We start from the raw sequence: 21,105 nt of genomic DNA, 5'->3' as shown, positions 1-21,105 counted from the left end.
CTTTTTAACAAACATTTACGTATCGGCTTATTGTCGTAATGAGCTGGCGTCCGTTCCTCTTTTCGTTAATTTTCTTTGTTATTCTCTTCGTTGTCACTGAAATAGGTCTCAGGATAGCGTTAATGTGTTATGGCTATCCGCTGTTAAAACCAGGTGATTATCTGTATTCCGGTTTCTATCCCACGATCAAGGAAATGATCGGCAAAGAAATTCGGAATGATGATGATATTCAGGATGTTCTTATTCTAGGCGGATCGGTGATCAGCACGCCATGGTCCAACATGGAAGTCCGGCTGGACACAATCTTGAGTAAGAAATATGGCAAAGCAAAAAAGTTTGCTTTTTACAACACAGCCGCCGCCGGTCATACATCCCTGGATAATCTGATCAAATACAAATTGCTTGAAGACAAGCGGTTTGATCTGGTCATTTATTATGAGGCAATTAATGAAAACCGTGCTAATTGCATTCCAGGCGTAGATTTCCGATCGGATTATGCGCATATTAAATGGTATTGCGACATATATCTTCTGCAAGCGCATCCGGAAATCAACATTACCGTAGTCCCTTACGTTTTTGATCTCGCAATGAGGGCAATAAGGGACAAAATGACCAGAAAAATATATGCAAGCCGGGAGCAGGTGGATCCGGGGTTTGCGAAATTTGGTGCCAGCATTAAAACGGGTCCTTCTTACCAAAAAAACCTTCGTGGCCTCATTGATCTTTCCAGGAAGCGCGGGGACGAATTACTCTTGATCAGTTATGCTTCCTATTTTCCCAAAGGCGTGAAGCTGACGGGCGAACAGAAGGATATGGATCATTTTGCAGGCTGCCATTATGCGTCTCCCGTAACGATTTGGGGCGAGGCAGATTATGTGAAAAAAGGCATAGAAGTACATAACCGGATTTTGACGGATCTGGCAAAAAAGAGCAAGGCTCATTTCTTAGATATGGCCGGGAATATGCCTCAGGATGGGAGCCTTTTTTGCGATGTTTGCCATGTTAGTGAAAGAGGCGCGCAAAAATTTTCGAATAGCCTGGCAACGTATATTATTGATTCTAAGCTCGTAGAATAACCTTTCAGTAAATACTAGAATACATTTATGTTAATGATGTTTCATTATACGAAGATATTTCATAATTATACTGCTTGTATAGTCATAGTATCTCCGCATGTCCTCCCGAAAAGTATATCTTTCGCTAACGTTAGCAGTGTTGTTTTTTGTGTTTTCAGAATTGGTTTTCAGATGTGCACTTTGCCTTTTTGGCTATCCTTTTCTCCTTCCTGCGCGCTATCTGGAAAAGAAATATTACCCGTTTATCGAACCTATGGAACAGGCTGTGGTCGAGCGGGGAGGTGATACGCGCAACATTCTCATTATGGGAGGGTCGGTGGTGAACACACATTGGTCCAGGTTGGAATTGCGGCTTGATACATTGTTTCAAAAAGCTTATCCGAATGTCAGGAAATTCAACTTTTTTAATGTTGCCATGCCTGGTCATAATTCGCGGGATAACATGGTCAAATACAATTTGTTAAAAAAACAGCACTATGATTTGGTGATCTATTACGAAGCGATCAATGAGAACCGCGCCAATAACATTTCGTCAGATTTGTTTTATGCGGATTACAGCCATATCAAATGGTATGATGAGATAAATCTATTGCTCAAACACCCGGAAATGAATGTTACTGTTATGCCTTATGCGGTGCACTATTTGTTCAAAAGCGTAAAGGATAAACTGGCACGCCGGAATTATATCAGCAACGAGCAGGTAGACCCGAATTACGCCGTATTTGGTAAGGACATTAAAACTGCCGTGCCTTATTATGATAACATAAATGCCATCGCAAGCCTGGCCAATGAGAAACACGACCCGTTGTTATTGGTGAAGTACGCCTCGTTTTTTCCGAAAGATGTTACACTTACCGGCGAACCGGTTGATAAAAAGTATTTTACACCATGTTATATAGTATCACCGGTAACCACCTGGGGGAAACCCGAGAATGTCGTGAAGGGGATTAGCGTGCACAATGCAATGCTCGAAAGGGTCCATAATGCTCAGAAAACCTATTTTTTTGATATGCCAGCAGCCATGCCAAAGGATTCGGCCATGTTCTGTGACGTATGCCATCTCAGTGAACCGGGTGCTCAGCGTTTTGCCAAAGCACTTTCAAACTTCGTTGTATCCAGTAAGCTTATCCGATAAAATCATAAGACCGCTGGATTGTTCTCTTTTTTGTAAATATGTATAATACCTAACTTGTGTCAACTTTTGCTAGCTTTGTCGTCAATTTAAGGGTATAGTGCAATTGGTTTTCTGTAAGATATTGATAATCAAAAATATAAAAGGTTTTGTTCAGGAAAACACACTATTGCCATCTGGTTTAAATGTCTCCGGAAGCGTTCGTAGTGGTAAATTATTAATTAGGTAAATGAAAATTCTAGGTATTTCAGCTTTTTATCATGACTCGGCAGCGGCCCTTATTGATAATGGAGAAATTGTTGCAGCGGCGCAGGAAGAGCGCTTTACCCGAAAAAAACACGATCCGGGTTTCCCTTCCGAAGCCGTAAGATTTTGCCTGGAATATGGCGGATTAACCCTAAATGAACTGGACGCGATCGTTTTCTACGACAAACCACTTCTGAAATTCGAAAGACTTCTCGAAACTTATTATGCCTTCGCACCGAAAGGAGTGAGGTCATTCTTAACTGCAATGCCGGTCTGGATCAAAGAAAAGATGTTTTTAAAGCGTCTGATCAACGAAGAGCTGGTGAAATTGGGTTATGATAAAAAGAAAAAAGTAAAGCTTCTATTCCCTGAACATCACCTGTCGCACGCGGCAAGTGCCTATTATCCTTCACCATTTGAAAAATCGGCCATTCTTACCATTGATGGCGTTGGTGAATGGGCGACCGCTTCCATTTGTTTGGGAGAAGGAAAGGATATCAGCATTTTAAAAGAACTGAGATTCCCGCATTCATTAGGGCTTTTATACTCTGCATTCACTTATTTTCTTGGATTCCGGGTTAATTCAGGAGAGTATAAATTAATGGGATTGGCCCCTTACGGCAACCCGACTTCTCCTGATATTAAAAAATACGAGGAAATTATTCTCAAAGATCTCATTGAATTGAAAGAAGACGGTTCCGTTTGGCTGAATCAGGACTACTTTGATTACGCTACCGGTCTGAAAATGGTTAATGAAGATAAATGGGAAGCGCTTTTCGGTTTTAAAACCAGAAGACCGGAAGACGCTCTTGAACCTGTACATTGCAACCTCGGGCTCGCCATTCAAAACATCACAGAAGAAGCAGTGATCCGAATGGCAAAAGAGGCAAAACGCCTTACTGGCGCAGATTACTTATGTATGGCTGGCGGTGTTGCATTGAACTGCGTTTCGAATGGTAAGTTGCAGAAAGCCAATATTTTTAAGGATATTTTTATACAGCCAGCTGCTGGCGATGCCGGCGGTGCATTAGGTGCTGCACAAGCTGCATATCATATTTTCTTCGGTCAGGAAAGAAAGATCACCTGGAAGGCAGATGCCATGAGAGGTTCTTATCTTGGGCCAACATTCTCCGATCTCGATGTGGCATTAACCGCCAAAAAATACAAAGCGGTTTACACGCACTACGAGAATTTCAAAGACCTTTCCGTTGACGCAGCCAAATTGCTTTCCGAAGGGAATGTCGTGGGCTGGATTCAGGGGAGGATGGAATTCGGGCCGCGCGCATTGGGCGGAAGAAGCATTTTGGGAGATCCCCGAAATGCCGAAATGCAGAAAAAACTGAACCTGAAAATCAAATACCGCGAGTCGTTCAGGCCATTTGCACCATCTGTTTTGGCCGAGGATTGCGCTGAGTACTTTGATTACGATGGCATTTCCCCTTATATGCTGCTCGTACACCCGGTTGCAGAAGCAAGGCGCAAACCTGTTCCTGCCAATTACGGAGCAATGGACCTGCGTGAAAAGCTTTATTTCGAGCGTTCAGATCTTCCTTCGATTACGCACATTGACTATTCGGCGCGTATCCAGACGGTTCACAAGGAAACCAACCCGCGTTATTACGAGCTCATCGATTCTTTCAAGGCGCTTACAGGCTATGCGGTTATCGTGAACACCAGTTTCAACGTTCGCGGAGAACCGATCGTTTGCACGCCAAATGATGCTTACCGCTGTTTCATGCGTACAGAAATGGATTATCTCGTGGTTGGTAACTTCATTTTTGACAAAAGACAACAGCCGGAATGGCTTGAAAAGGACAACTGGAAAGAAGAATTCGTTCTGGATTAATAGCCCTGAATATCAGTAACATACACAAATGACTTCTAAAATAGTTACAAGCGTAATTCGCATTTTATTTCTTGGCTTATTATTCATATTCCTGTTTTATCCCGATAAGTTCGAGATCAAATTTGATTATCCAGGATTTCCGCAAGCAGACAGCTGGTATGTCCGGCTTGCGAAGTTTGCCTTCTGGTTTCTTTTTGTCATTGAAATACTCAGGATCTTCTATTACGGCGTTGTCAAAAGCAAAGCGAAAGGGATTTTGGCTAACATTGTCACAATCACTGTTCCGCTGATCGTAACGCTTATTTTCCTTGAAATTATTTTCATGTACATCCCTCAAAGCCACGAGGGCGTGCTTTCCAAAGCTTCGCAGATTTGGTGGGAAAAATATTGGAAACCAATCAATTCACTGGGTTACCACGATAAGGAAATCAAAGAAGAGCAAGGTAAAAAGCAGATCCTGGTTATTGGCGATTCATTCGCAGCGGGTCATGGTTTGAAAGATGTGAATGAACGGTTTTCGAATCAATTGGAAGCTTCACTGGGAGCCGACAAACATTCTGTTTACAATTTGGGAATGTCTGGTGCCGATACGCGTGACGAAGCGAAAAGACTTGAAGAATTTCCGGTGAAACCGGATGTCATTGTTCTCGAATATTTCCCCAATGACATCGAAAAGGTAGGTCGCGAAAAAGGACTTTCTCTGTCAGGAGCAGAACCTTATGCTGACTTGAAAGGCCCGATGGCAACATTGGTAAAGCGTTTTTATCTGCCCAACTTCATTTACTGGCAATTGCCGCACACAGGTTTCAGCACATTTGAGAAGTTCGTTCAAACCGCTTACACCGACACAACAGTGCTCAATGCGCATCTGAGAGATCTTTCAAAAATGATCGATTACCGCGATAGCACTGGCGCTAAAATGTATGCAGTTTTCATTCCCTTTCTATTCCAGGTGGATAAAAGTGCAGGTTATACCAAGCCTGTTGAAGATTATTTGCGATCAAAAGGCGTAACCGTTGTGGGCATAAATGATGGTGTTTTGAAAATTCCGGAAAAGGAACGCGTTGTTGGCAAAAACGATGGGCACGGCAGCGCTACATTAAACAAGCTCATTGCCGACAGGCTTACAGAAGCCATGAAGAAGCCTTAACAATAATATAATTGGAATATAGTTTAAAAAAATATTGAAATATTTATCTTTGAAATAAAAAACAACAAAAGAAATGGATTTTTTGACAGACTTGTTTGCCTTTATGAAGGAGCGTAAGAAATGGTGGTTGGCTCCTGTGATTGTCGTTTTACTACTTATCGGTGTTCTGATTGTTATCGGTGGAGGTTCAGCGGTTGCTCCGTTTATTTACACCCTATTCTAGTTTACCCGATCGATTAGACTTTTTCAGATATGCAGTGGTTTCAAAAGCCACTGCATTTAATTATCCCCAATATTCAAAATGAGTGAATCAGATAAGGCCAAAGCACAATTGGTCATCGTTACCGGTTTAGTGGTTCTGTATTTTATTTTCAAATCACAATATCCTTATTTCCTTATCGCAGCGGCTGTTATTGGCGTGTTGAGCATTGCAATTCCAGCAGCAGGAGACCTGATCGTGAAAGGCTGGTACAAGATTGCGGAAATTTTGGGTGCAATAAACGGGAGGATCCTGTTGTCGCTTGTATTCTTTGTGATTCTTTTTCCGGTTGCTGCTATCGCCAAATTGGGCAAGAAAAACCCGTTAGCATTGAAGCGCGAAGCCAAAGACTCCGTTTTCGTTGAGAGAAACCACAAATATTCCGCGAAGGACCTTGAACAGGTTTGGTAACCTTTAAAATATTACGCTGACAAAGGCCCGGGCTTAACCTCGGGCTTTTTTTTGCGGCATGCCCGATCATAAAGCAGTTGCAGCATTCCGTCTTTCAAGCCCACATCAGGCACGTGGATCACGCTGGCACCTGCCCATTTCATTGCAGAGGTGTAAATGTCGCCTGCTGGTACAATTACGTCTGCCCTGTCTGGGTTAAGTTGCAGTTTATTGATCCGCTCTTCCAGCGTAAAAGAAGCAATGTAGTCGCGCATTCTTTCGATCTCGTCCAGACTAGTGGAGCTTTCGGATAATTTGGAAGATAAGTCAAAGAGCTTGTTAATGTTACCACCCGTTCCAACGGCTTCGATAGGCAAGGAATAATCCACATACTGATTGATCCATTCCTTAATTTTCAGCCATGAATTTTTAGATTCTTTTCCTTCCAAAAGCCTTACTGAACCCAGTTTGAACGATTTGGCGGCGATTTTTTGCCTGTCCTTATACACATTCAGCTCCGTGCTGCCGCCACCTACATCAATGTGAATATACTGGCCTTCGCTTAGCGATTTCACAACAACATTATTAACCAGTTCCGCTTCTTTCTGGCCGTCAATGATCTGAATGTGGATGCCGGTGCGCTGTTGAATGTGCTCGCGCACCTCATAACCATTGTCAGCTTCACGCATGGCGGAGGTTGAACAAGCCATATAATCGTCCACCTCGTGCAGTTCCATCAGCAGCTGGTAGGCGAGCATCAGCTTCATCATCCGGTCCTCGCTGTTGGGACTTATCCGGCCTTCTGTGAAAACGTCATGACCAAGCCTTAGCGGAAAACGAACATATTCAACCTTCTTAAAACGGGAAATTCCCTCGTCATGCAGTACCGACGATATTTGCATGCGGGCACCATTGGATCCAATATCTATTGCAGCGAATTTCAAAAGCTATGTGAAGTAGGGGAGTAAATAAAAACCAAAAATAGGACTTTCAGGAACAACATTCTACTTATTATTCCTGAAAGTTGGGACTGGCTATTTACATTTTTCCTCCTATCTGATACATCAGCTTAACTTTAACGCCAGGACCGGCAGACTGGCTCATCGGTGTGAGCTGGTTGAAGTAAGTGTATAAATATCCCTCGGCCTGCACCACGATCGGATACCAGGTTTTTTCAAGGCCCATTGTAAAATTGACCGAATTGATCATTGGGACATCGGATTTTGCTTCGAAACGCTGGCTGAAATATTCGAAATTAGGCGCTTTGCAGTCGAACGAGATTTTTTCCTTCGCCGATACGGTAATATTGGTGCCTGCACCCGCATAATAGGCCCAGTTATCTTTTATATTGTTCCTGAACGCAACTGTTAGGGGAATTTGAACGACCGTAGGATCGACCTTAATGTTATAAACCTGGAATGCCAGCGGAATCTCACCGGGATGTGTTCCCTTGAAGTCACGCCGGTTTTTCTCTCTGAACAATTTTTCATTGAAAAACTCCATCGGCTTCACTTTCAGCCAGCTTATGCCTGCCGAAATTGAGAACTTCTTGGCGATTAAAACTTCTCCCGTTATGCTTTTGGTTTTACCAACGCCATCCGTAGCAATGCCCACACCGAAACGGTAAGGCACTTTCAGGTTCCGTTTCGGAATGACAGTTTCAGTCTGGGCAACCTGCTCGGTTTTCTTTTCAGAGACTGGTAAAATAGGTTTCTGCATGGTCGAAGCCAGCATTGCTTGCTGATAATGACGTTTTGAAATACGGCTTGCGAGATTGTATTTCATCTTATTCACGCCAAAATTGCTGTTTTTCACATCAACCGGCCGCTGTAAATTCAACTCAATGTCAGCCGGCATCGCAAAACGTTCTGCACCAGCATTGTTTTGACTGTAATTGCTACTGTTGATGACAATGCCTGAACCACCTCTACCATTAGCCTGGAATGAGTTTGCAGATGGTACAACGGTGTTCAAAACCGGTTGGTCAGCGTTTTCTGCAAGCTGATCATTCGTGGAGAAAGCTTTCGTTGGTGTCGGAGCAACAGTCGTTTTTGGCGGAGCAGATCTGGTAATTTTTTCACTAACAATGATTTTCCGTCTTGCTATGGACTCATTCGGTGCAATGCCAGGAGGAGTAACGTCTTCGGAAAGTGCCATCAGCTCACCAGAACCGTCACTTTTTTGAATCAAATATACTGTGTCCGGTTTTTGAGCCAGCGTCGGCGTATTCTTAATTGCCTCTATTTGATGCTGCAATTTCTTTACATCAGCTGTAAGATGGTTGTTTTGCGTCCGCTGGTTCACATACATAAATGCCATCACCGTCGAAACCGAAGCTGCGGCGGCGTACCCGATCCATGAACTGTGTTGTTGCCAGAAACTCGGAGGGCTTTGGGCGTGCATATAATTTTGCATTTTAGCCCAGTCCTTCTCCTGAAAGTCAGGTTCAATACTTTCTAATTTCCGGCGTATAGTATCCTCAAATTTATTAGTTTTCATTTCCTCTGAATGACTTTACAGCCCAATCACTTGGGAAGAGATTTGGGTAATATTGTTTGATTAAATGCTGCAAACGTGCCCTTGCACGAACATAGTGTGAGCGAACGGTTGCCTCGTTTATTTGCAGCAAATCTGCTATTTCGCGATGGTTATAACCATCGACAACGTATAGTAAAAACACGTTTTTGTAAACGGGCTTGATCTTCTGGATCAGTTCCAGGATCTCATCTGCGGTGATCTGCCCGATTATATCTTCGTCAAATTTGGGATAAGGAGCGTCTTCAAGGGAAATCATATCTTCGCTGTGCTTCTTATGCTTGCGATAATAACTGATCGCCGTGTTCACCATGATCGTTCTCAGCCAGGCTTTGAACGGATGATTGGAGTCGTACTTTCCCAAATTATTAAAAACCTTCAAAAACCCCTCATTCAACACCTCTTCCGCTTCTTCGGTTGTGGATGTGTAGCGCAGACAAATACTTTTCGAATAGCCGAAAAACTGTTTATAAAGATGTCTCTGCGCCTGGTTATTGCCAGCAATGCACGCAGCAACGACTGTATCAAAGTCGTTCTCGTTAAAAGATATTTTTCTTCCGAAGAGCAAAGTTAGAGGATCAGATTGTCAGGGATTGAATTCTTAATTAGGATTACGGTTACCACCGTTATTCTGTTGCAAAAATGTACGATTATATTTTCAAGTCGCTCAAAACCAGTCTTAAAAAACGTTAAAGGCTTTTTATATGGCAGAAATTTGATTGATTTTGCAACAGCTGCTTTGTGATGGACGTAAATAGTTATAGGAATGCCCTTGCATTCAAAGACATTAAAAATTTTTGTTAGGGGTGAGTTGGAATACGGCCTGGAATTTCCGGTGCCGTATTTATTTTTTCTGGACGTGCATTTCCAGTGCAGAAGAATTTTTGATTTCCCCCATTACAAACAAGCTATGCGTGCTGCCGATGTTTTCAAGAGAGCCCAGTTTTTGCATTAAAAACTGCTGATATTGAGACATATCGTCCACCACAACTTTCAGTAAAAAATCATAGTCACCGGAAATGTTGAAGCATTCCATCACTTCCGGCATCGCTACAACGGCTTTCACAAATTTTTCTCCCATAGATTTAGAATGTTCTTTCAAGGCAATGTTGCAGAAAGCCATTAGTTTCTTGCCGACTTTCTCACGGTCAACGAGCGCCACGTATTTCTTAATGATCCCCTCTTTTTCCAGCCTTCTTACTCTTTCATACACAGGCGTGTAGGACAGATTTAACTTTTCTGATAATTCCCTTGTTTTCAAGGTAGCATCCTGTTGCAGATAATGCAGGATTTTAGCATCCGTTTCGTCGGGATTATACATAGATAGAATATCTTTATTCACTTTTTGATTGCTTCAAAAGTAGATAAATAATTTAGGCAATTGAGTTATGGCAGACTATTAGTCTAAATTTTTTGAATTTATTGAACAAAACATCTATTAAGCTAAATTTGCTTTCCAATTAGCACTGGAATCCCAAGTACAAATTTTTTTGTCAATACAAATACAACACAATGGTAGCAACGCAAAAGGCAGATATTCGTGAAATTCTGAAAAATCGTATTCTGGTACTTGACGGCGCTATGGGCACGATGATCCAGCGATACAAATTGGAGGATCATGATTACAGAGGCGAGCGTTTTGCGGATTGGCCACGCGATGTAAAGGGAAATAATGACCTGCTTTCGCTGACCCGCCCGGACATTATCAAAGCCATTCACGCGGCATATTTTGAAGCAGGAGCCGACATTGCTGAAACCAATACATTCTCGGGCACCACCATAGCCATGGCCGATTACGGTATGGAAGAACTGGTTTACGAGCTGAACTTCGAGTCCGCACGCCTTGCGAGGGAAGTTGCAGATGAATTCACAGAAAGAGATCCGGACAAGCCCCGTTTTGTAGCAGGTTCAATCGGGCCCACTAACCGGACAGCATCACTGTCACCGGACGTTAACAATCCGGGTTACCGTGCCATCAGCTTTGATCAGCTGGTTGAGGCTTATTATGAGCAGATTAAGGGCTTGACCGATGGAGGTTGCGATGTGCTGCTTGTTGAAACCATATTCGATACATTGAATGCAAAAGCAGCGCTTTTTGCAATAGATAAGTTTTTTGTTGATGCCAAAAATGGTAAGGTGGAACGTCTGGATTCGTGGAGAAATAAGCCCGGCGAATCATTGCCAATCATGATCTCCGGAACGATCACAGATGCTTCCGGAAGGACATTATCAGGCCAGACGACGGAAGCATTTTTGACCTCTGTTTCACATTTACCATTACTTTCAGTCGGTCTGAACTGTGCATTGGGAGCAGACTTAATGCGGCCGTATGTGCAGATTCTGGCAAAGGAGGCCCCGTTTTTCACATCAGCACACCCGAATGCCGGGTTACCAAACGAAATGGGCGAATATGACGAGTCACCCGAGCAAATGGGCGAAGTTATTGACGGATTTTTGAGGGATAATCTCGTTAATATCATCGGCGGTTGCTGCGGAACGACGCCCGATCATATTCGCGTCATTGCGGACCTGGCCGTAAAATATAGCCCTAGGGAACTTCCTTCGACCGAAACGGTCATGAAATTGTCAGGATTGGAGCCAGTTAAGATCAATCAGCTGAGCAATTTTGTGAACATTGGGGAGCGTTGCAATGTGACTGGCTCCAAGAAATTTGCCCGACTCGTTCGCGAAGGAAAATACGACGAGGCGCTTGCCATTGCCCGCGAACAGGTTGAAAGTGGCGCGCAGGTGATCGACATTAACCTGGACGAGGGAATGATCGATGGCGTCGAAGCAATGAAAACGTTTGTAAACCTGATTGTTTCCGAACCTGATATTTCAAAAGTGCCTTTAATGATCGACTCTTCCAAATGGGAGGTGATCGAATCGGGGCTGAAATGTGTACAAGGCAAGTCGATTGTGAACTCGATTTCTTTGAAAGAGGGCGAAGAAAAGTTCAAGGAGTCGGCCAGAACGGTGTTGCGCTATGGAGCGGCTGCGGTTGTGATGGCATTTGACGAGCAAGGCCAGGCGGATAACCTGGAACGACGCATTGAAATTTGTTCCAGAGCTTACCGCATCCTGACAGAGGAAGTGGGTTTCCCTGCCGAGGACATTATTTTCGACCCGAACATTCTGACGGTTGCTACCGGAATGGAGGAGCACAACAACTACGCAGTTGACTTCATTAACGCGGTTCGCTGGATCAAGGAAAACCTGCCGCACGCAAAAGTTTCAGGTGGTGTTTCCAATGTTTCTTTCAGTTTCAGAGGAAATGAACCCGTTCGTGAGGCCATTCACACCGCATTTTTGTACCACGCAATTCGTGCGGGAATGGATATGGGGATTGTGAATGCTGCACAAATTGGTATTTATGATGAAATCCCAAAAGATGTCCTGGAACTGGTTGAAGATGTGTTGCTTAACCGCCGTGCGGACTCAACAGAGCGCCTTGTAACCTATGCTGAAACTGTAAAAGATAAAGGGAAAACGCAAAGCGGGCCTGATCTTTCATGGCGGCAGTTGCCTGTAAAAGAACGCATATCGCACTCTTTGGTAAAAGGAATTTCAGATTATATTGATGAAGATACAGAGGAATGCCGGCATTTGTTTGCGAGGCCATTGGAGGTGATTGAGGGCCCTCTAATGGACGGAATGAGCATTGTCGGTGACCTTTTTGGAGAGGGTAAAATGTTCCTTCCCCAGGTTGTTAAATCTGCAAGGGTGATGAAAAAAGCCGTTGCCTACTTGCAGCCTTACATTGAAGCGGAGAAAAGTGAGGGCAATAATTCAGCCGGGAAAATTTTGCTGGCGACGGTAAAAGGCGACGTCCACGACATTGGTAAAAACATCGTTGGCGTGGTGCTGGGCTGCAACAATTACGAAATAATCGATCTCGGCGTAATGGTGCCGACTGACAAAATCCTGGCGGCTGCCATCGAGCACAATGTGGACATTATCGGTCTCTCGGGATTGATAACGCCCTCGCTGGATGAAATGGTGGGCGTTGCCAAAGAGATGGAGCGCAGAAATTTCAAAATGCCGCTTCTGATCGGTGGTGCAACCACTTCGCGTATCCATACGGCAGTAAAAATCGACCCAAATTATTCCGGAGCAGTCATTCACGTTTTGGACGCTTCAAGATCAGTTCCGGTTGCAGGTAAGCTCATTCAAAATGAGCAGAGCCAGGCAGATGTGCTGACGGATATCAAGGCAGAATATGCAAAGCTGCGCGAAGACCATGCCAAACGGGGCGGTGAAAAAGCGCATGTTGCGATAGGAAAAGCACGTGAAAACAAAGCAAAAATTGATTGGACTAATTTCCAGGCAACCAAGCCGCAGTTTCTGGGAACACGCGTTTACGACGATTATGATCTGGCCGACATCGCCAAGTACATCGACTGGACGCCATTTTTCCAGACCTGGCAATTGCATGGGAAGTTTCCAAAAATATTTGAAGATAAAGTCGTTGGTTCTGAGGCGGTTAAGTTATATGAAGATGCGGCCGTTCTCCTAGGAGAAATTATTCGGGATAAGACCTTGAAAGCCAAAGCTGTAATTGGTTTCTGGCCTGCAAATGCTATTCAGGACGACATTGTTTTGCATCATTTCGAGGAGGAAACGCGCGAGGTGCCTTGCGAAAGGCACGGTTCGCACCAGCACATTGAGTACAAGATCAGCCAGCACGCAACAGAAAATCTGAATGCCGGCGAACTGGTTGCCGATACAGCTGCTGTGTTGCATCATTTGCGTCAGCAGAGCCAGAAAGCGTCAAATTTGCCTAATTATTGCTTGTCTGATTTCGTCGCCCCGCTGGAAACAGGCCAAATGGATTATGTTGGCGGTTTTGCGGTCACGGCCGGAATTGGCATCGAAGCGCTTCTGGACAAATATGAAAAAGACCATGATGATTACAACAGCATCATGGTGAAAGCCCTGGCGGATCGCCTGGTCGAGGCATTGGCCGAACTAATGCACGAGCGTGTTCGTAAAGAAATTTGGGGATATGCCAAAAATGAGACATTCAGCAACGAGGACCTCATTAAGGAAAGCTATGTAGGCATTCGTCCGGCACCGGGATATCCGGCTTGCCCTGACCATACCGAGAAGCGCATGTTGTTTGACTTGCTGGACGCTGAACAGCTGGGAATCACATTAACGGAGAGTTACGCAATGTACCCTGCCAGCAGTGTAAGCGGCTGGTATTTTTCTCATCCGGATAGCCGTTATTTCCCTGTGGGTAAGATATTTAAGGATCAGGTGGAAGATTACGCACGACGTAAAGATATGCCTTTGGAAGAAATCGAAAGGTGGTTGTCACCTGTTTTAGGTTATTAGAATATTAATACTTAAGGTTCATTGGGAGAGCGGGGCAACCTGTTCTCCCATTTTTTATGACTATTTGTATACTTTTCTTTGCCAAAAGTCGTAATAAGGTGGTGTAATGTGCTGTAAACAGGTAGTACTACGCTATTTTATTAATTTTTTACATTGAATATTTGTATTACGATTCTAAGTAAGAATTAAAAGTTTATTAGCCATGAAAAGAAATATTTCAGTTTTTATCCTACTCATACTCCTCGCATCGTCATTTAAATACAGGTCAAAAACCCGGGAGGCTGTTTTACCATCTAATATTGGTACCGAAAAATTGGTTTCCAACGTTGATTTGGAGTCGTCCACATTTGATGAAACGGTGTTAAAGATGCAGCAGGGAAACAGAGAGTTTGCGCAGGGCAATGCTTCAACATACAAATCGCTTTGGTCTCGCAAGGAGGAAGTTACCAATGTTTGCGGTCTTAATAGTAAGGAATCCAAAGGATGGCAGGATGTAGAAAGAAGTATAGATGCCTTTGGAAAAAAAATTGCCAATAGGAAGACTTATAAGCTGGAAAAGATCGCAAGCCATGCAGGTCCGGAACAGGGATATGTGCTTCAAAAAGAACATTATGTGCTTGCAGACGGCCAAAATCTTGATCTTCATGTAACCATCGTTTTCCGTCGCGAGGACAATCAATGGAAAATTGTCCACCGCCAATCTGATGAGCTGGCTATGACAGTAGGGTCTGCTATTGCAGTTAAATAATTCCTGTCGCTTCTCTATATTTTCTTCAATACATAGCTTCCAATTAATTTGTTGTTATTTTGCACCTTTTGGCAAAGGGCGACTTAACAATTTATGGAAAGATTTACAGGACTACTGGGTATTATATTGATCCTGGGCATTGCGTTCGCGATGTCGAATAACAGAAAAGCTATCAATTACCGGACAGTAGGCGTGGGGCTGGCACTTCAATTTGGTTTGGCTGTCTTTATTCTTCGTACGGAAACCGGTCAGGCCATTTTTCAGTGGTTGGGCGGTAAAGTCCAAAAATTACTTTCTTTTTCCGATCGGGGTGCAGATTTCGTATTCGGAACCTTAGTTCGGCCTGACCTAATGCAACGCGCATTCGGTCCCGGCAACGACTTTGTATTTTTCTTCAAGGTAATTCCTACGATCATTTTCGTCGCCGTTCTGGTGAATATGCTCTACCATTTGGGCATTATGCAGCGGGTTGTTTCTATTATTGCCCGCGGCGTTTATTGGCTTATGGGTGTGAGCGGTGCAGAAGCGCTTTCCAATGTTGCCAGTACATTCGTAGGTCAGGTGGAGGCTCAGATCATGATTAAGCCTTATCTTAAAAACATGACCAACTCAGAGTTAATGGCTTCAATGACAGGCAGTTTTGCTTGTATTGCAGGTGGGGTTATGGCCGTTTATATTTCGCTGGGCGTTCCCGCTCCTTACCTCATTGCTGCAAGTTTAATGGCAGCGCCGGGTGCATTGGTTATATCAAAAATTGTTTTTCCGGAAACGGAGCATTCCAGTACGAAGGGTGTTGTCAAACTGGAAATTCAGAAAACACACGCGAATTTATTGGACGCAATCGCAGCAGGGGCCGGCGAAGGTTTAAAAGTTGGTTTTAATGTAATTGCCATGCTGATCGGCTTTATAGCATTGGTTGCGCTGCTGGATTACTTACTCGGACTGATCGGTGGTTTGTTCGCTTTTCCGCAACTGAGTTTTAATTTTCTTCTGGGCAAAGTGTTCTCGGTGTTTGCCTGGGCCATGGGTGTTCCGGGTAAGGATATTGAAGCGGCGGGCTCCTTGATGGGAACAAAAATGGTTATCAACGAATTTGTCGCATATCTGGATCTGGTAAAAATGAAGGATACGCTTGACCATAAGACCATTGTTATCACCAGTTTTGCGCTTTGCGGATTCGCCAATTTCAGCTCCATCGCCATCCAGGTTGGTGGCATTGGCGAGCTAGCTCCATCCCGGCGCGCTGACCTCGCGCGGCTGGGGTTCAAAGCGCTCATTTGCGGGACGTTGGCTTCCTACATGTCTGCGACGCTGGCGGGATTACTACTCTAATGCTTCAAAATGCCTTGCTTTGGCATGGATATTTGTGTCTAACAGCTTATGTCGCCACACTTAGGCATTGTTAGATAACGCGAATATGAAAAACGTAAAGCTGTATTTCTCTATAATCAAGGAAAGTTTTAATGAGTTTATGAATGATAACGGGCTGAAACTGAGCGCGGCTTTATCATACTACACGATATTTTCACTGGCTCCTATGTTGCTGGTTATCATCTCGATTTTCAGCATTTTCTTTGGAAAGGAGGCCATTCAGGGTGAGTTGTTTGGGCAAATCAGAGGCCTTGTTGGCGCGAACGCAGCGCTTCAGTTGCAGGAAATTCTTAAAAATGCGGAGCTATCAAATAAATCGGGCATTGCCGCCGCGATCGGGATTGGAACATTGCTTATTGGGGCAACGGGTGTTTTTGCGGAAATGCAGGATTCGATCAACTATATATGGTCTATCAAATCAAAACCCAAAAAAGGCTGGCTTCAATATCTCAAAAATCGCCTTACTTCCTTCTCGCTTATTCTTACGTTAGGATTTTTGCTGGTGGTTTCCTTAGGCGCGAGCGCGCTTGTGGATGTGCTTAGTAATCAACTGGAAAGATATTTTTCCGAGGCCTCAGTTGTGATTTTTTATATCATAAACCTCGCACTCGTTTTAACTATTATTACGGCATTATTTACAGTCATATTCAAAGTGTTGCCCGATGGTGACCTGCGATGGAAAGAGTGTATGGTCGGAGCTGCTTTTACAGCCATTTTGTTCCTGATAGGCAAGTTTGTGATTAGCTTTTACTTAGGCCAATCGGATCTTGGGGCCGCATATGGCACCTCAGCTTCCATCGTCATCCTGCTAACCTGGATCTATTATTCTTCCATTATCCTCTACTTCGGGGCGGAATTTACCAAAGTTTACGCCAGGCAGGACGGCATTGGCATTGCGCCAAATAAACACGCCGTGCTGATCGTGCGAAGAGAAATCGATGAAAAAACGGGTAAGCTGATTGTGGATTAATTTTTAGCGGATCACCAGCTCAAATGGCATCCTAGTTTGCATGCCGCCCATGTTGGTAAGCTTCTTGTACATTTTAACATACGGAGCAAGATCGCCAAGCGCTTTGGTGGTTGCTTTTTCTTCGTTGTCACCCATCATTTTGGTTATGAGCTCGTCAAAAGGCTTTTTCTTTTCAGGATAGTAACGAACCCTGTAATCACCTTCATCGAGTTTGGCAGCTTTTGCAGCTATTTTAATGGCATCATCAACACCTCCCAAAACGTCTACAAGCCCATTTTCTTTTGCCTCAACCCCAGACCAAACGCGTCCTTGCGCAAGGCTTTTTAGTTTTTCAACTGACATCTTTCTGCCGGCAGCTGCTTTTTTGGTAAAAGTCTCATAACCCTCATTAACGCTCTTTTGGATCATCGATTTTTCAAATTCGGTCATGTCGCGTGTTGCGGTAGGCCAGTCAGCGTGCGGACTGGTGCCCACGCCGTCGAATGTGATCCCGAGCTTGTTGTTCATGAAGTCGGTGACATTGAAAATTAGTCCAAAGATCCCGATTGAGCCCGTAATGGTATTCGGCTGAGCAACGATTTTGTCACAACCCATAGCCATATAATAGCCGCCGGAAGCTGCAACATCAGACATTGAAGCAATGACAGGCTTCTTTTTGGCAGTAAGCTGAATTTCACGCCACATGACATCAGACGCCAGCGCGCTTCCACCCGGGGAATTAATGCGGATCACAATGGCCTTGATCTTGTCATTTTCCCGAATTTCCTTCAGTTCTTTCACAAACTTTTCAGAACCAATGTTTCCATCACCGCCCTCACCGCTTGTAATCTCTCCTTCGGCTACCAAAACACCAATTCTTTTATTAAAATCGCCATCCTCTGATCTTTTTCCACCTTTCAGATATTTGTCAACACCCACATAAGCGATCTTCTTTTTTTCTTCAACTTTCAGATTCCTTTTCAGATAAGCCTCCAATTCGTCCTGATAACCAAGGTCTGTGATGAATTTATGTTGCAATGCTGATTTAGGGTTATCAACTGCCAACGAATCTGCAAGTCCTTTCAATTCGGCCACCGAAATATTACGGGACGCGGAAATATTTTTGAGAAAATTACCATTAATAGCACCTATCAGCTCGGATGACTGTTTTTTGCTGGCTTCGCTCATGTCCTGACGGGAGAACATTTCGATAGCACTTTTAAACTCACCCACCCGGAAAACCAATGGTTTAATTTCCAATTTATCAAATGTGCCTTTAAAGAAACTATATTCAGCTGAGAGCCCGTTCCATTCAATGCCACCTGCCGGATTGAGGTAGATTTTGTCGGCTAGCGAAGCAATGTAATAACCTTTTTCTGAGTAGGATTCGCCGTAAGTGACGATGAATTTCTTCGATTTTTTGAATTCTAAAAGCTGGTTCCGGATTTCTTCCAAAGTGGCCCAGCCAGCTTCCGGACCTTCTGTTTTGAGATAAATTCCTTTAATATTATCATCTTTCTGCGCAATTTTCAGCGCCTCAATAATGTCCTTTAATCCGACCGCATTTTCGTCACCACCAAATGGTCCGCCTATTTCCGCAAAAGGATTTTCGACGCCCACTTCCTGGATTGGCTTGTTAAGGTCCAGTTTGAGCACTGATTTTTCTTCTATCACAACTTCTTCTTCAGACGAAAACATGGATCCGATGCCGACAAGAATAAAAATTGAAACGAAGAGGAAGATGATTATGCCGACGAAAGTGGCGAGGACATATTTAAGAAATTGTAACATGGTATGCTGTATAATGGGTTTTATCTCTAGGTACGTAAGAAACAAAAATACGGATTAATTGTCGCGCATTGTAGAATAATTAATGTCGAAAGGTTGTTTGCGGGAGGTAAGTGGTAAAAAAATCCGGCTGATTTTCGTCGCCCTTCAAAGTATATAAATGCGGGGGAATCTGTATTTTTGGGAAAAAATAAAAAATGAAGAAAACCCTTATTCTCGTACGCCACGCAACCGCCGAGGATCAAACTTTTCGGACTAAGGATTTCGATAGAATCCTGAACAGTAAAGGGTTGGCGGAGGCTGCCGTGATGGGAGAGTGGCTGGCTGATACCAATTTCAGACCGGATATTTTTGTTACCAGCCCGGCTTCACGGGCTTATCAGACCGCGGTTATCACTGCTGAAAAGCTGGGTGTTAATGTGGCATCACTGGTTTCCAAAGCGGAAATCTACGATGGCGGTCCAAAGGCTTACCTGAATGCGGTAAACGAAATTTCGGAAGAATTTTCCATGCTTGCGCTTTTTGGGCATAACCCGGATATAACCTATTTTGCTGAATACATTTCAGGTGCAAGCCTGGGATCAATGAAAAAAGGGAGCGTTGCCATTATTGAATTTGAGAATCTTAAATGGGAGGAAATTTCTGGCAAAACAGGAAATCTGACTTTATATAAAACGCCCAAGCAAGTACGGGACGTTGACTAGAATGGAAAAGCAAAACAGAAACCGCAGCATATTTATTATTGTGACCATCCTGTTCATCACGTTGTTCGCTTACATTTCGTACGACATGTCGAGCCGCACAACTGCTCCCTGGAATAAGCCCAAGCAACTGAACCGTGCATTGCCAGGTGCCACGCCTGACGCGGATTCACTTTTATTGGATTCGCTTTTGGAAGAGGTAAAATAATCACCCTCGTGGATGAAATTCCGTAATGACCTGCCGGAGATAATCGCGATCCAGATGCGTGTAAATTTCTGTGGTCGTAATCGACTCATGACCAAGCATTTCCTGCACAGCACGCAAGCTGGCGCCGCCTTCAATTAAATGTGTTGCAAATGAATGCCGGAATGTATGCGGACTTACATTCTTGTGAATTCCTGCTTTCTCCACAACGTCCTTGATCATTATAAAAATCATTACACGCGAGAGCTGACCGCCTCGTCGGTTGAGAAAAACGATGTCTTCGCTGTCTTTTGCGGGCGCGATTTCGCTGCGCACATGATCGAGATAAATTTGGGTGTATTTGATGGCTTCCTTGCCAATGGGGACCAGCCGCACCTTATCGCCTTTTCCTAAAATCCGCAGGAATCCAATGTCGAAATAACAATGCGTTAGCTGCAAACCGGTCAGTTCCGAAACCCGCAACCCTGAACTGTACAAAACTTCAATAATAGCCCGGTTCCGCGTTCCTTCCGGCGTGGAATGGTCAATTGCGGAAAGCATGGTCTCAATTTCTTCATACGAAAGCACATCGGGCAGTTTTCGGGGCAGGCGAGGGGATTCCAGGAGCTCGGTAGGGTCTTCCGAAATCTCATTTTCCAGCAACAAATATTTGAAAAAAGCTTTAATTCCCGAAAGCATGCGCGCTTGTGAATGCGCGGCAAGGCCAAGCTCAGACAAATATTTCAGGAATGCCGTTAAATGCTCCTCATTAATCCTCACTGGCGGCAAGTCGATTTTTGCCAGTTCTAAAAATTCTTCCAGTTTTTCAACATCCCGCACATAAGCTTCCACCGAATTGCCCGATAACGAGCGTTCCAGACGAAGATAATTTTTAAAATGTTTGATGTAGCTTTGCCACATAGAAGAACTGTTAATCTGATTATTGAATGAAAAAGATCCTGATCCTGAACGGCCCTAATTTGAATCTTTTAGGCAAACGCGAACCCGGCGTTTATGGTAACCAATCATTTGAGGATTATTTCGAAACGCTGAAAGGTCTTTTTCCGGACATTGAGCTACATTATTTTCAATCCAATCACGAGGGAGCATTAATAGATAAAATCCACGAAGTCGGTTTTACATTCGACGGCATTGTGATCAATGCGGGCGGTTACACGCACACATCCATCGCGTTAGCCGACGCGCTTTCGGCAGTAACCACCCCGGCCGTAGAAGTCCACATTTCAAACATCCACGCCCGCGAAACCTTCCGTCACCACAGTTATTTGACATCGCGTTGCAAGGGAATGATATGTGGTCTGGGGCTTAAAGGTTACGAACTAGCGGTTCGCACATTTTAATGTTGAATGACTGAATGAGCGAATGACTGAAT

General features: G+C 44.0%; 19 protein-coding genes. 13 read left to right on the top strand and 6 right to left on the bottom strand.

The window, feature by feature from the left end; translation table 11 throughout:
- Positions 1-38 precede the first annotated feature (38 nt).
- The 6 genes from B5X68_RS15815 to B5X68_RS15795 all read left to right on the top strand — a co-directional run bounded on the left by B5X68_RS15815 (position 39) and on the right by B5X68_RS15795 (position 6,120).
- Positions 39-1,076: a hypothetical protein gene (locus B5X68_RS15815; RefSeq protein ID WP_082215705.1), complete on the top strand. Its 1,038-nt coding sequence runs from the start codon at positions 39-41 to the stop codon at positions 1,074-1,076.
- Between the two features lie 97 nt (positions 1,077-1,173).
- Complete coding sequence (locus B5X68_RS15810; RefSeq protein ID WP_082215704.1) at positions 1,174-2,211, top strand: hypothetical protein; 1,038 nt, start codon at positions 1,174-1,176, stop codon at positions 2,209-2,211.
- 226 nt (positions 2,212-2,437) lie between these two features.
- The gene (locus B5X68_RS15805; RefSeq protein WP_082215703.1) at positions 2,438-4,300 is read left to right on the top strand and encodes a carbamoyltransferase family protein; all 1,863 of its coding nucleotides are present in this window, start codon (positions 2,438-2,440) and stop codon (positions 4,298-4,300) included.
- A 28-nt stretch (positions 4,301-4,328) separates the two neighbouring features.
- Complete coding sequence (locus B5X68_RS15800; RefSeq protein ID WP_082215702.1) at positions 4,329-5,450, top strand: SGNH/GDSL hydrolase family protein; 1,122 nt, start codon at positions 4,329-4,331, stop codon at positions 5,448-5,450.
- A 73-nt stretch (positions 5,451-5,523) separates the two neighbouring features.
- A complete protein-coding gene (locus B5X68_RS28945) occupies positions 5,524-5,673 on the top strand; it encodes a DUF5989 family protein (RefSeq protein ID WP_169719989.1) in 150 nt (49 codons plus the stop codon).
- A 78-nt stretch (positions 5,674-5,751) separates the two neighbouring features.
- Positions 5,752-6,120: an SxtJ family membrane protein gene (locus B5X68_RS15795; RefSeq protein ID WP_082215701.1), complete on the top strand. Its 369-nt coding sequence runs from the start codon at positions 5,752-5,754 to the stop codon at positions 6,118-6,120.
- 11 nt (positions 6,121-6,131) lie between these two features.
- On the opposite strand, the gene B5X68_RS15790 is transcribed toward B5X68_RS15795, so the two are convergent.
- From B5X68_RS15790 to B5X68_RS15775, 4 genes are all read right to left on the bottom strand, one after another.
- On the bottom strand, positions 6,132-7,043 hold the full coding sequence (locus tag B5X68_RS15790; RefSeq protein WP_082215700.1) for a Ppx/GppA phosphatase family protein: 912 nt from the start codon (positions 7,041-7,043) through the stop codon (positions 6,132-6,134).
- A 94-nt stretch (positions 7,044-7,137) separates the two neighbouring features.
- Complete coding sequence (locus B5X68_RS15785) at positions 7,138-8,598, bottom strand: hypothetical protein (RefSeq protein WP_082215699.1); 1,461 nt, start codon at positions 8,596-8,598, stop codon at positions 7,138-7,140.
- Positions 8,588-9,202, bottom strand: a complete 615-nt coding sequence (locus tag B5X68_RS15780) for an RNA polymerase sigma factor (protein ID WP_082215698.1) — start codon at positions 9,200-9,202, stop codon at positions 8,588-8,590. The genes B5X68_RS15785 and B5X68_RS15780 overlap by 11 nt, the downstream gene beginning before the upstream one ends.
- 276 nt (positions 9,203-9,478) lie before the next feature.
- Positions 9,479-9,955: an Lrp/AsnC family transcriptional regulator gene (locus B5X68_RS15775; protein ID WP_082215697.1), complete on the bottom strand. Its 477-nt coding sequence runs from the start codon at positions 9,953-9,955 to the stop codon at positions 9,479-9,481.
- A gap of 191 nt (positions 9,956-10,146) precedes the next feature.
- On the opposite strand from B5X68_RS15775, the gene metH reads away from it, so the two are divergent.
- From metH to B5X68_RS15755, 4 genes are all read left to right on the top strand, one after another.
- Positions 10,147-13,971: a methionine synthase gene (gene metH / locus B5X68_RS15770; protein ID WP_082215696.1), complete on the top strand. Its 3,825-nt coding sequence runs from the start codon at positions 10,147-10,149 to the stop codon at positions 13,969-13,971.
- 202 nt (positions 13,972-14,173) lie between these two features.
- On the top strand, positions 14,174-14,719 hold the full coding sequence (locus B5X68_RS15765; protein ID WP_082215695.1) for a nuclear transport factor 2 family protein: 546 nt from the start codon (positions 14,174-14,176) through the stop codon (positions 14,717-14,719).
- 93 nt (positions 14,720-14,812) lie between these two features.
- A complete protein-coding gene (locus B5X68_RS15760; RefSeq protein ID WP_082215694.1) occupies positions 14,813-16,051 on the top strand; it encodes a NupC/NupG family nucleoside CNT transporter in 1,239 nt (412 codons plus the stop codon).
- Between the two features lie 85 nt (positions 16,052-16,136).
- Positions 16,137-17,060 carry a YihY/virulence factor BrkB family protein gene (locus B5X68_RS15755; RefSeq protein WP_082215693.1) on the top strand — a complete coding sequence of 308 codons (924 nt, stop codon included), beginning with the start codon at positions 16,137-16,139 and terminating at the stop codon, positions 17,058-17,060.
- A 3-nt stretch (positions 17,061-17,063) separates the two neighbouring features.
- On the opposite strand, the gene sppA is transcribed toward B5X68_RS15755, so the two are convergent.
- Positions 17,064-18,830, bottom strand: a complete 1,767-nt coding sequence (gene sppA / locus B5X68_RS15750; RefSeq protein ID WP_082215692.1) for a signal peptide peptidase SppA — start codon at positions 18,828-18,830, stop codon at positions 17,064-17,066.
- Between the two features lie 194 nt (positions 18,831-19,024).
- Between sppA and B5X68_RS15745 the strand changes: the two genes are divergently transcribed.
- Entirely contained in the window at positions 19,025-19,531 is a 507-nt protein-coding gene (locus B5X68_RS15745; RefSeq protein WP_082215691.1) for a SixA phosphatase family protein, read from the top strand.
- 1 nt (position 19,532) lies between these two features.
- Positions 19,533-19,736: a hypothetical protein gene (locus B5X68_RS15740; RefSeq protein ID WP_170916661.1), complete on the top strand. Its 204-nt coding sequence runs from the start codon at positions 19,533-19,535 to the stop codon at positions 19,734-19,736.
- Here B5X68_RS15740 and xerD read toward each other — a convergent pair whose 3' ends face one another.
- Complete coding sequence (gene xerD, locus B5X68_RS15735; RefSeq protein ID WP_082215689.1) at positions 19,737-20,633, bottom strand: site-specific tyrosine recombinase XerD; 897 nt, start codon at positions 20,631-20,633, stop codon at positions 19,737-19,739.
- Between the two features lie 26 nt (positions 20,634-20,659).
- Here xerD and aroQ point away from each other — a divergent pair, with 26 nt between their 5' ends.
- Positions 20,660-21,073, top strand: a complete 414-nt coding sequence (aroQ, locus tag B5X68_RS15730) for a type II 3-dehydroquinate dehydratase (RefSeq protein WP_082215688.1) — start codon at positions 20,660-20,662, stop codon at positions 21,071-21,073.
- Positions 21,074-21,105 lie beyond the last annotated feature (32 nt).

Source organism: Dyadobacter psychrophilus (assembly GCF_900167945.1).
GTDB classification, from domain to species: Bacteria; Bacteroidota; Bacteroidia; order Cytophagales; family Spirosomataceae; genus Dyadobacter; species Dyadobacter psychrophilus.
Note: the sequence above shows the minus strand (reverse complement) of the source record. Positions and strands in the feature narration are given on the sequence as shown.

What these genes read in the sequence shown, in the direction of transcription:
- B5X68_RS15815 (WP_082215705.1), top strand. Translation starts at nt 39, where the DNA reads ATGAGCTGGCGTCCGTTCCTCTTTTCGTTAATTTTCTTTGTTATTCTC.
- B5X68_RS15810 (WP_082215704.1), top strand. Translation starts at nt 1,174, where the DNA reads ATGTCCTCCCGAAAAGTATATCTTTCGCTAACGTTAGCAGTGTTGTTT.
- B5X68_RS15805 (WP_082215703.1), top strand. Translation starts at nt 2,438, where the DNA reads ATGAAAATTCTAGGTATTTCAGCTTTTTATCATGACTCGGCAGCGGCC.
- B5X68_RS15800 (WP_082215702.1), top strand. Translation starts at nt 4,329, where the DNA reads ATGACTTCTAAAATAGTTACAAGCGTAATTCGCATTTTATTTCTTGGC.
- B5X68_RS28945 (WP_169719989.1), top strand. Translation starts at nt 5,524, where the DNA reads ATGGATTTTTTGACAGACTTGTTTGCCTTTATGAAGGAGCGTAAGAAA.
- B5X68_RS15795 (WP_082215701.1), top strand. Translation starts at nt 5,752, where the DNA reads ATGAGTGAATCAGATAAGGCCAAAGCACAATTGGTCATCGTTACCGGT.
- B5X68_RS15785 (WP_082215699.1), bottom strand. Translation starts at nt 8,598, where the DNA reads ATGAAAACTAATAAATTTGAGGATACTATACGCCGGAAATTAGAAAGT.
- B5X68_RS15775 (WP_082215697.1), bottom strand. Translation starts at nt 9,955, where the DNA reads ATGTATAATCCCGACGAAACGGATGCTAAAATCCTGCATTATCTGCAA.
- metH (WP_082215696.1), top strand. Translation starts at nt 10,147, where the DNA reads ATGGTAGCAACGCAAAAGGCAGATATTCGTGAAATTCTGAAAAATCGT.
- B5X68_RS15765 (WP_082215695.1), top strand. Translation starts at nt 14,174, where the DNA reads ATGAAAAGAAATATTTCAGTTTTTATCCTACTCATACTCCTCGCATCG.
- B5X68_RS15760 (WP_082215694.1), top strand. Translation starts at nt 14,813, where the DNA reads ATGGAAAGATTTACAGGACTACTGGGTATTATATTGATCCTGGGCATT.
- B5X68_RS15755 (WP_082215693.1), top strand. Translation starts at nt 16,137, where the DNA reads ATGAAAAACGTAAAGCTGTATTTCTCTATAATCAAGGAAAGTTTTAAT.
- sppA (WP_082215692.1), bottom strand. Translation starts at nt 18,830, where the DNA reads ATGTTACAATTTCTTAAATATGTCCTCGCCACTTTCGTCGGCATAATC.
- B5X68_RS15745 (WP_082215691.1), top strand. Translation starts at nt 19,025, where the DNA reads ATGAAGAAAACCCTTATTCTCGTACGCCACGCAACCGCCGAGGATCAA.
- B5X68_RS15740 (WP_170916661.1), top strand. Translation starts at nt 19,533, where the DNA reads ATGGAAAAGCAAAACAGAAACCGCAGCATATTTATTATTGTGACCATC.
- xerD (WP_082215689.1), bottom strand. Translation starts at nt 20,633, where the DNA reads ATGTGGCAAAGCTACATCAAACATTTTAAAAATTATCTTCGTCTGGAA.
- aroQ (WP_082215688.1), top strand. Translation starts at nt 20,660, where the DNA reads ATGAAAAAGATCCTGATCCTGAACGGCCCTAATTTGAATCTTTTAGGC.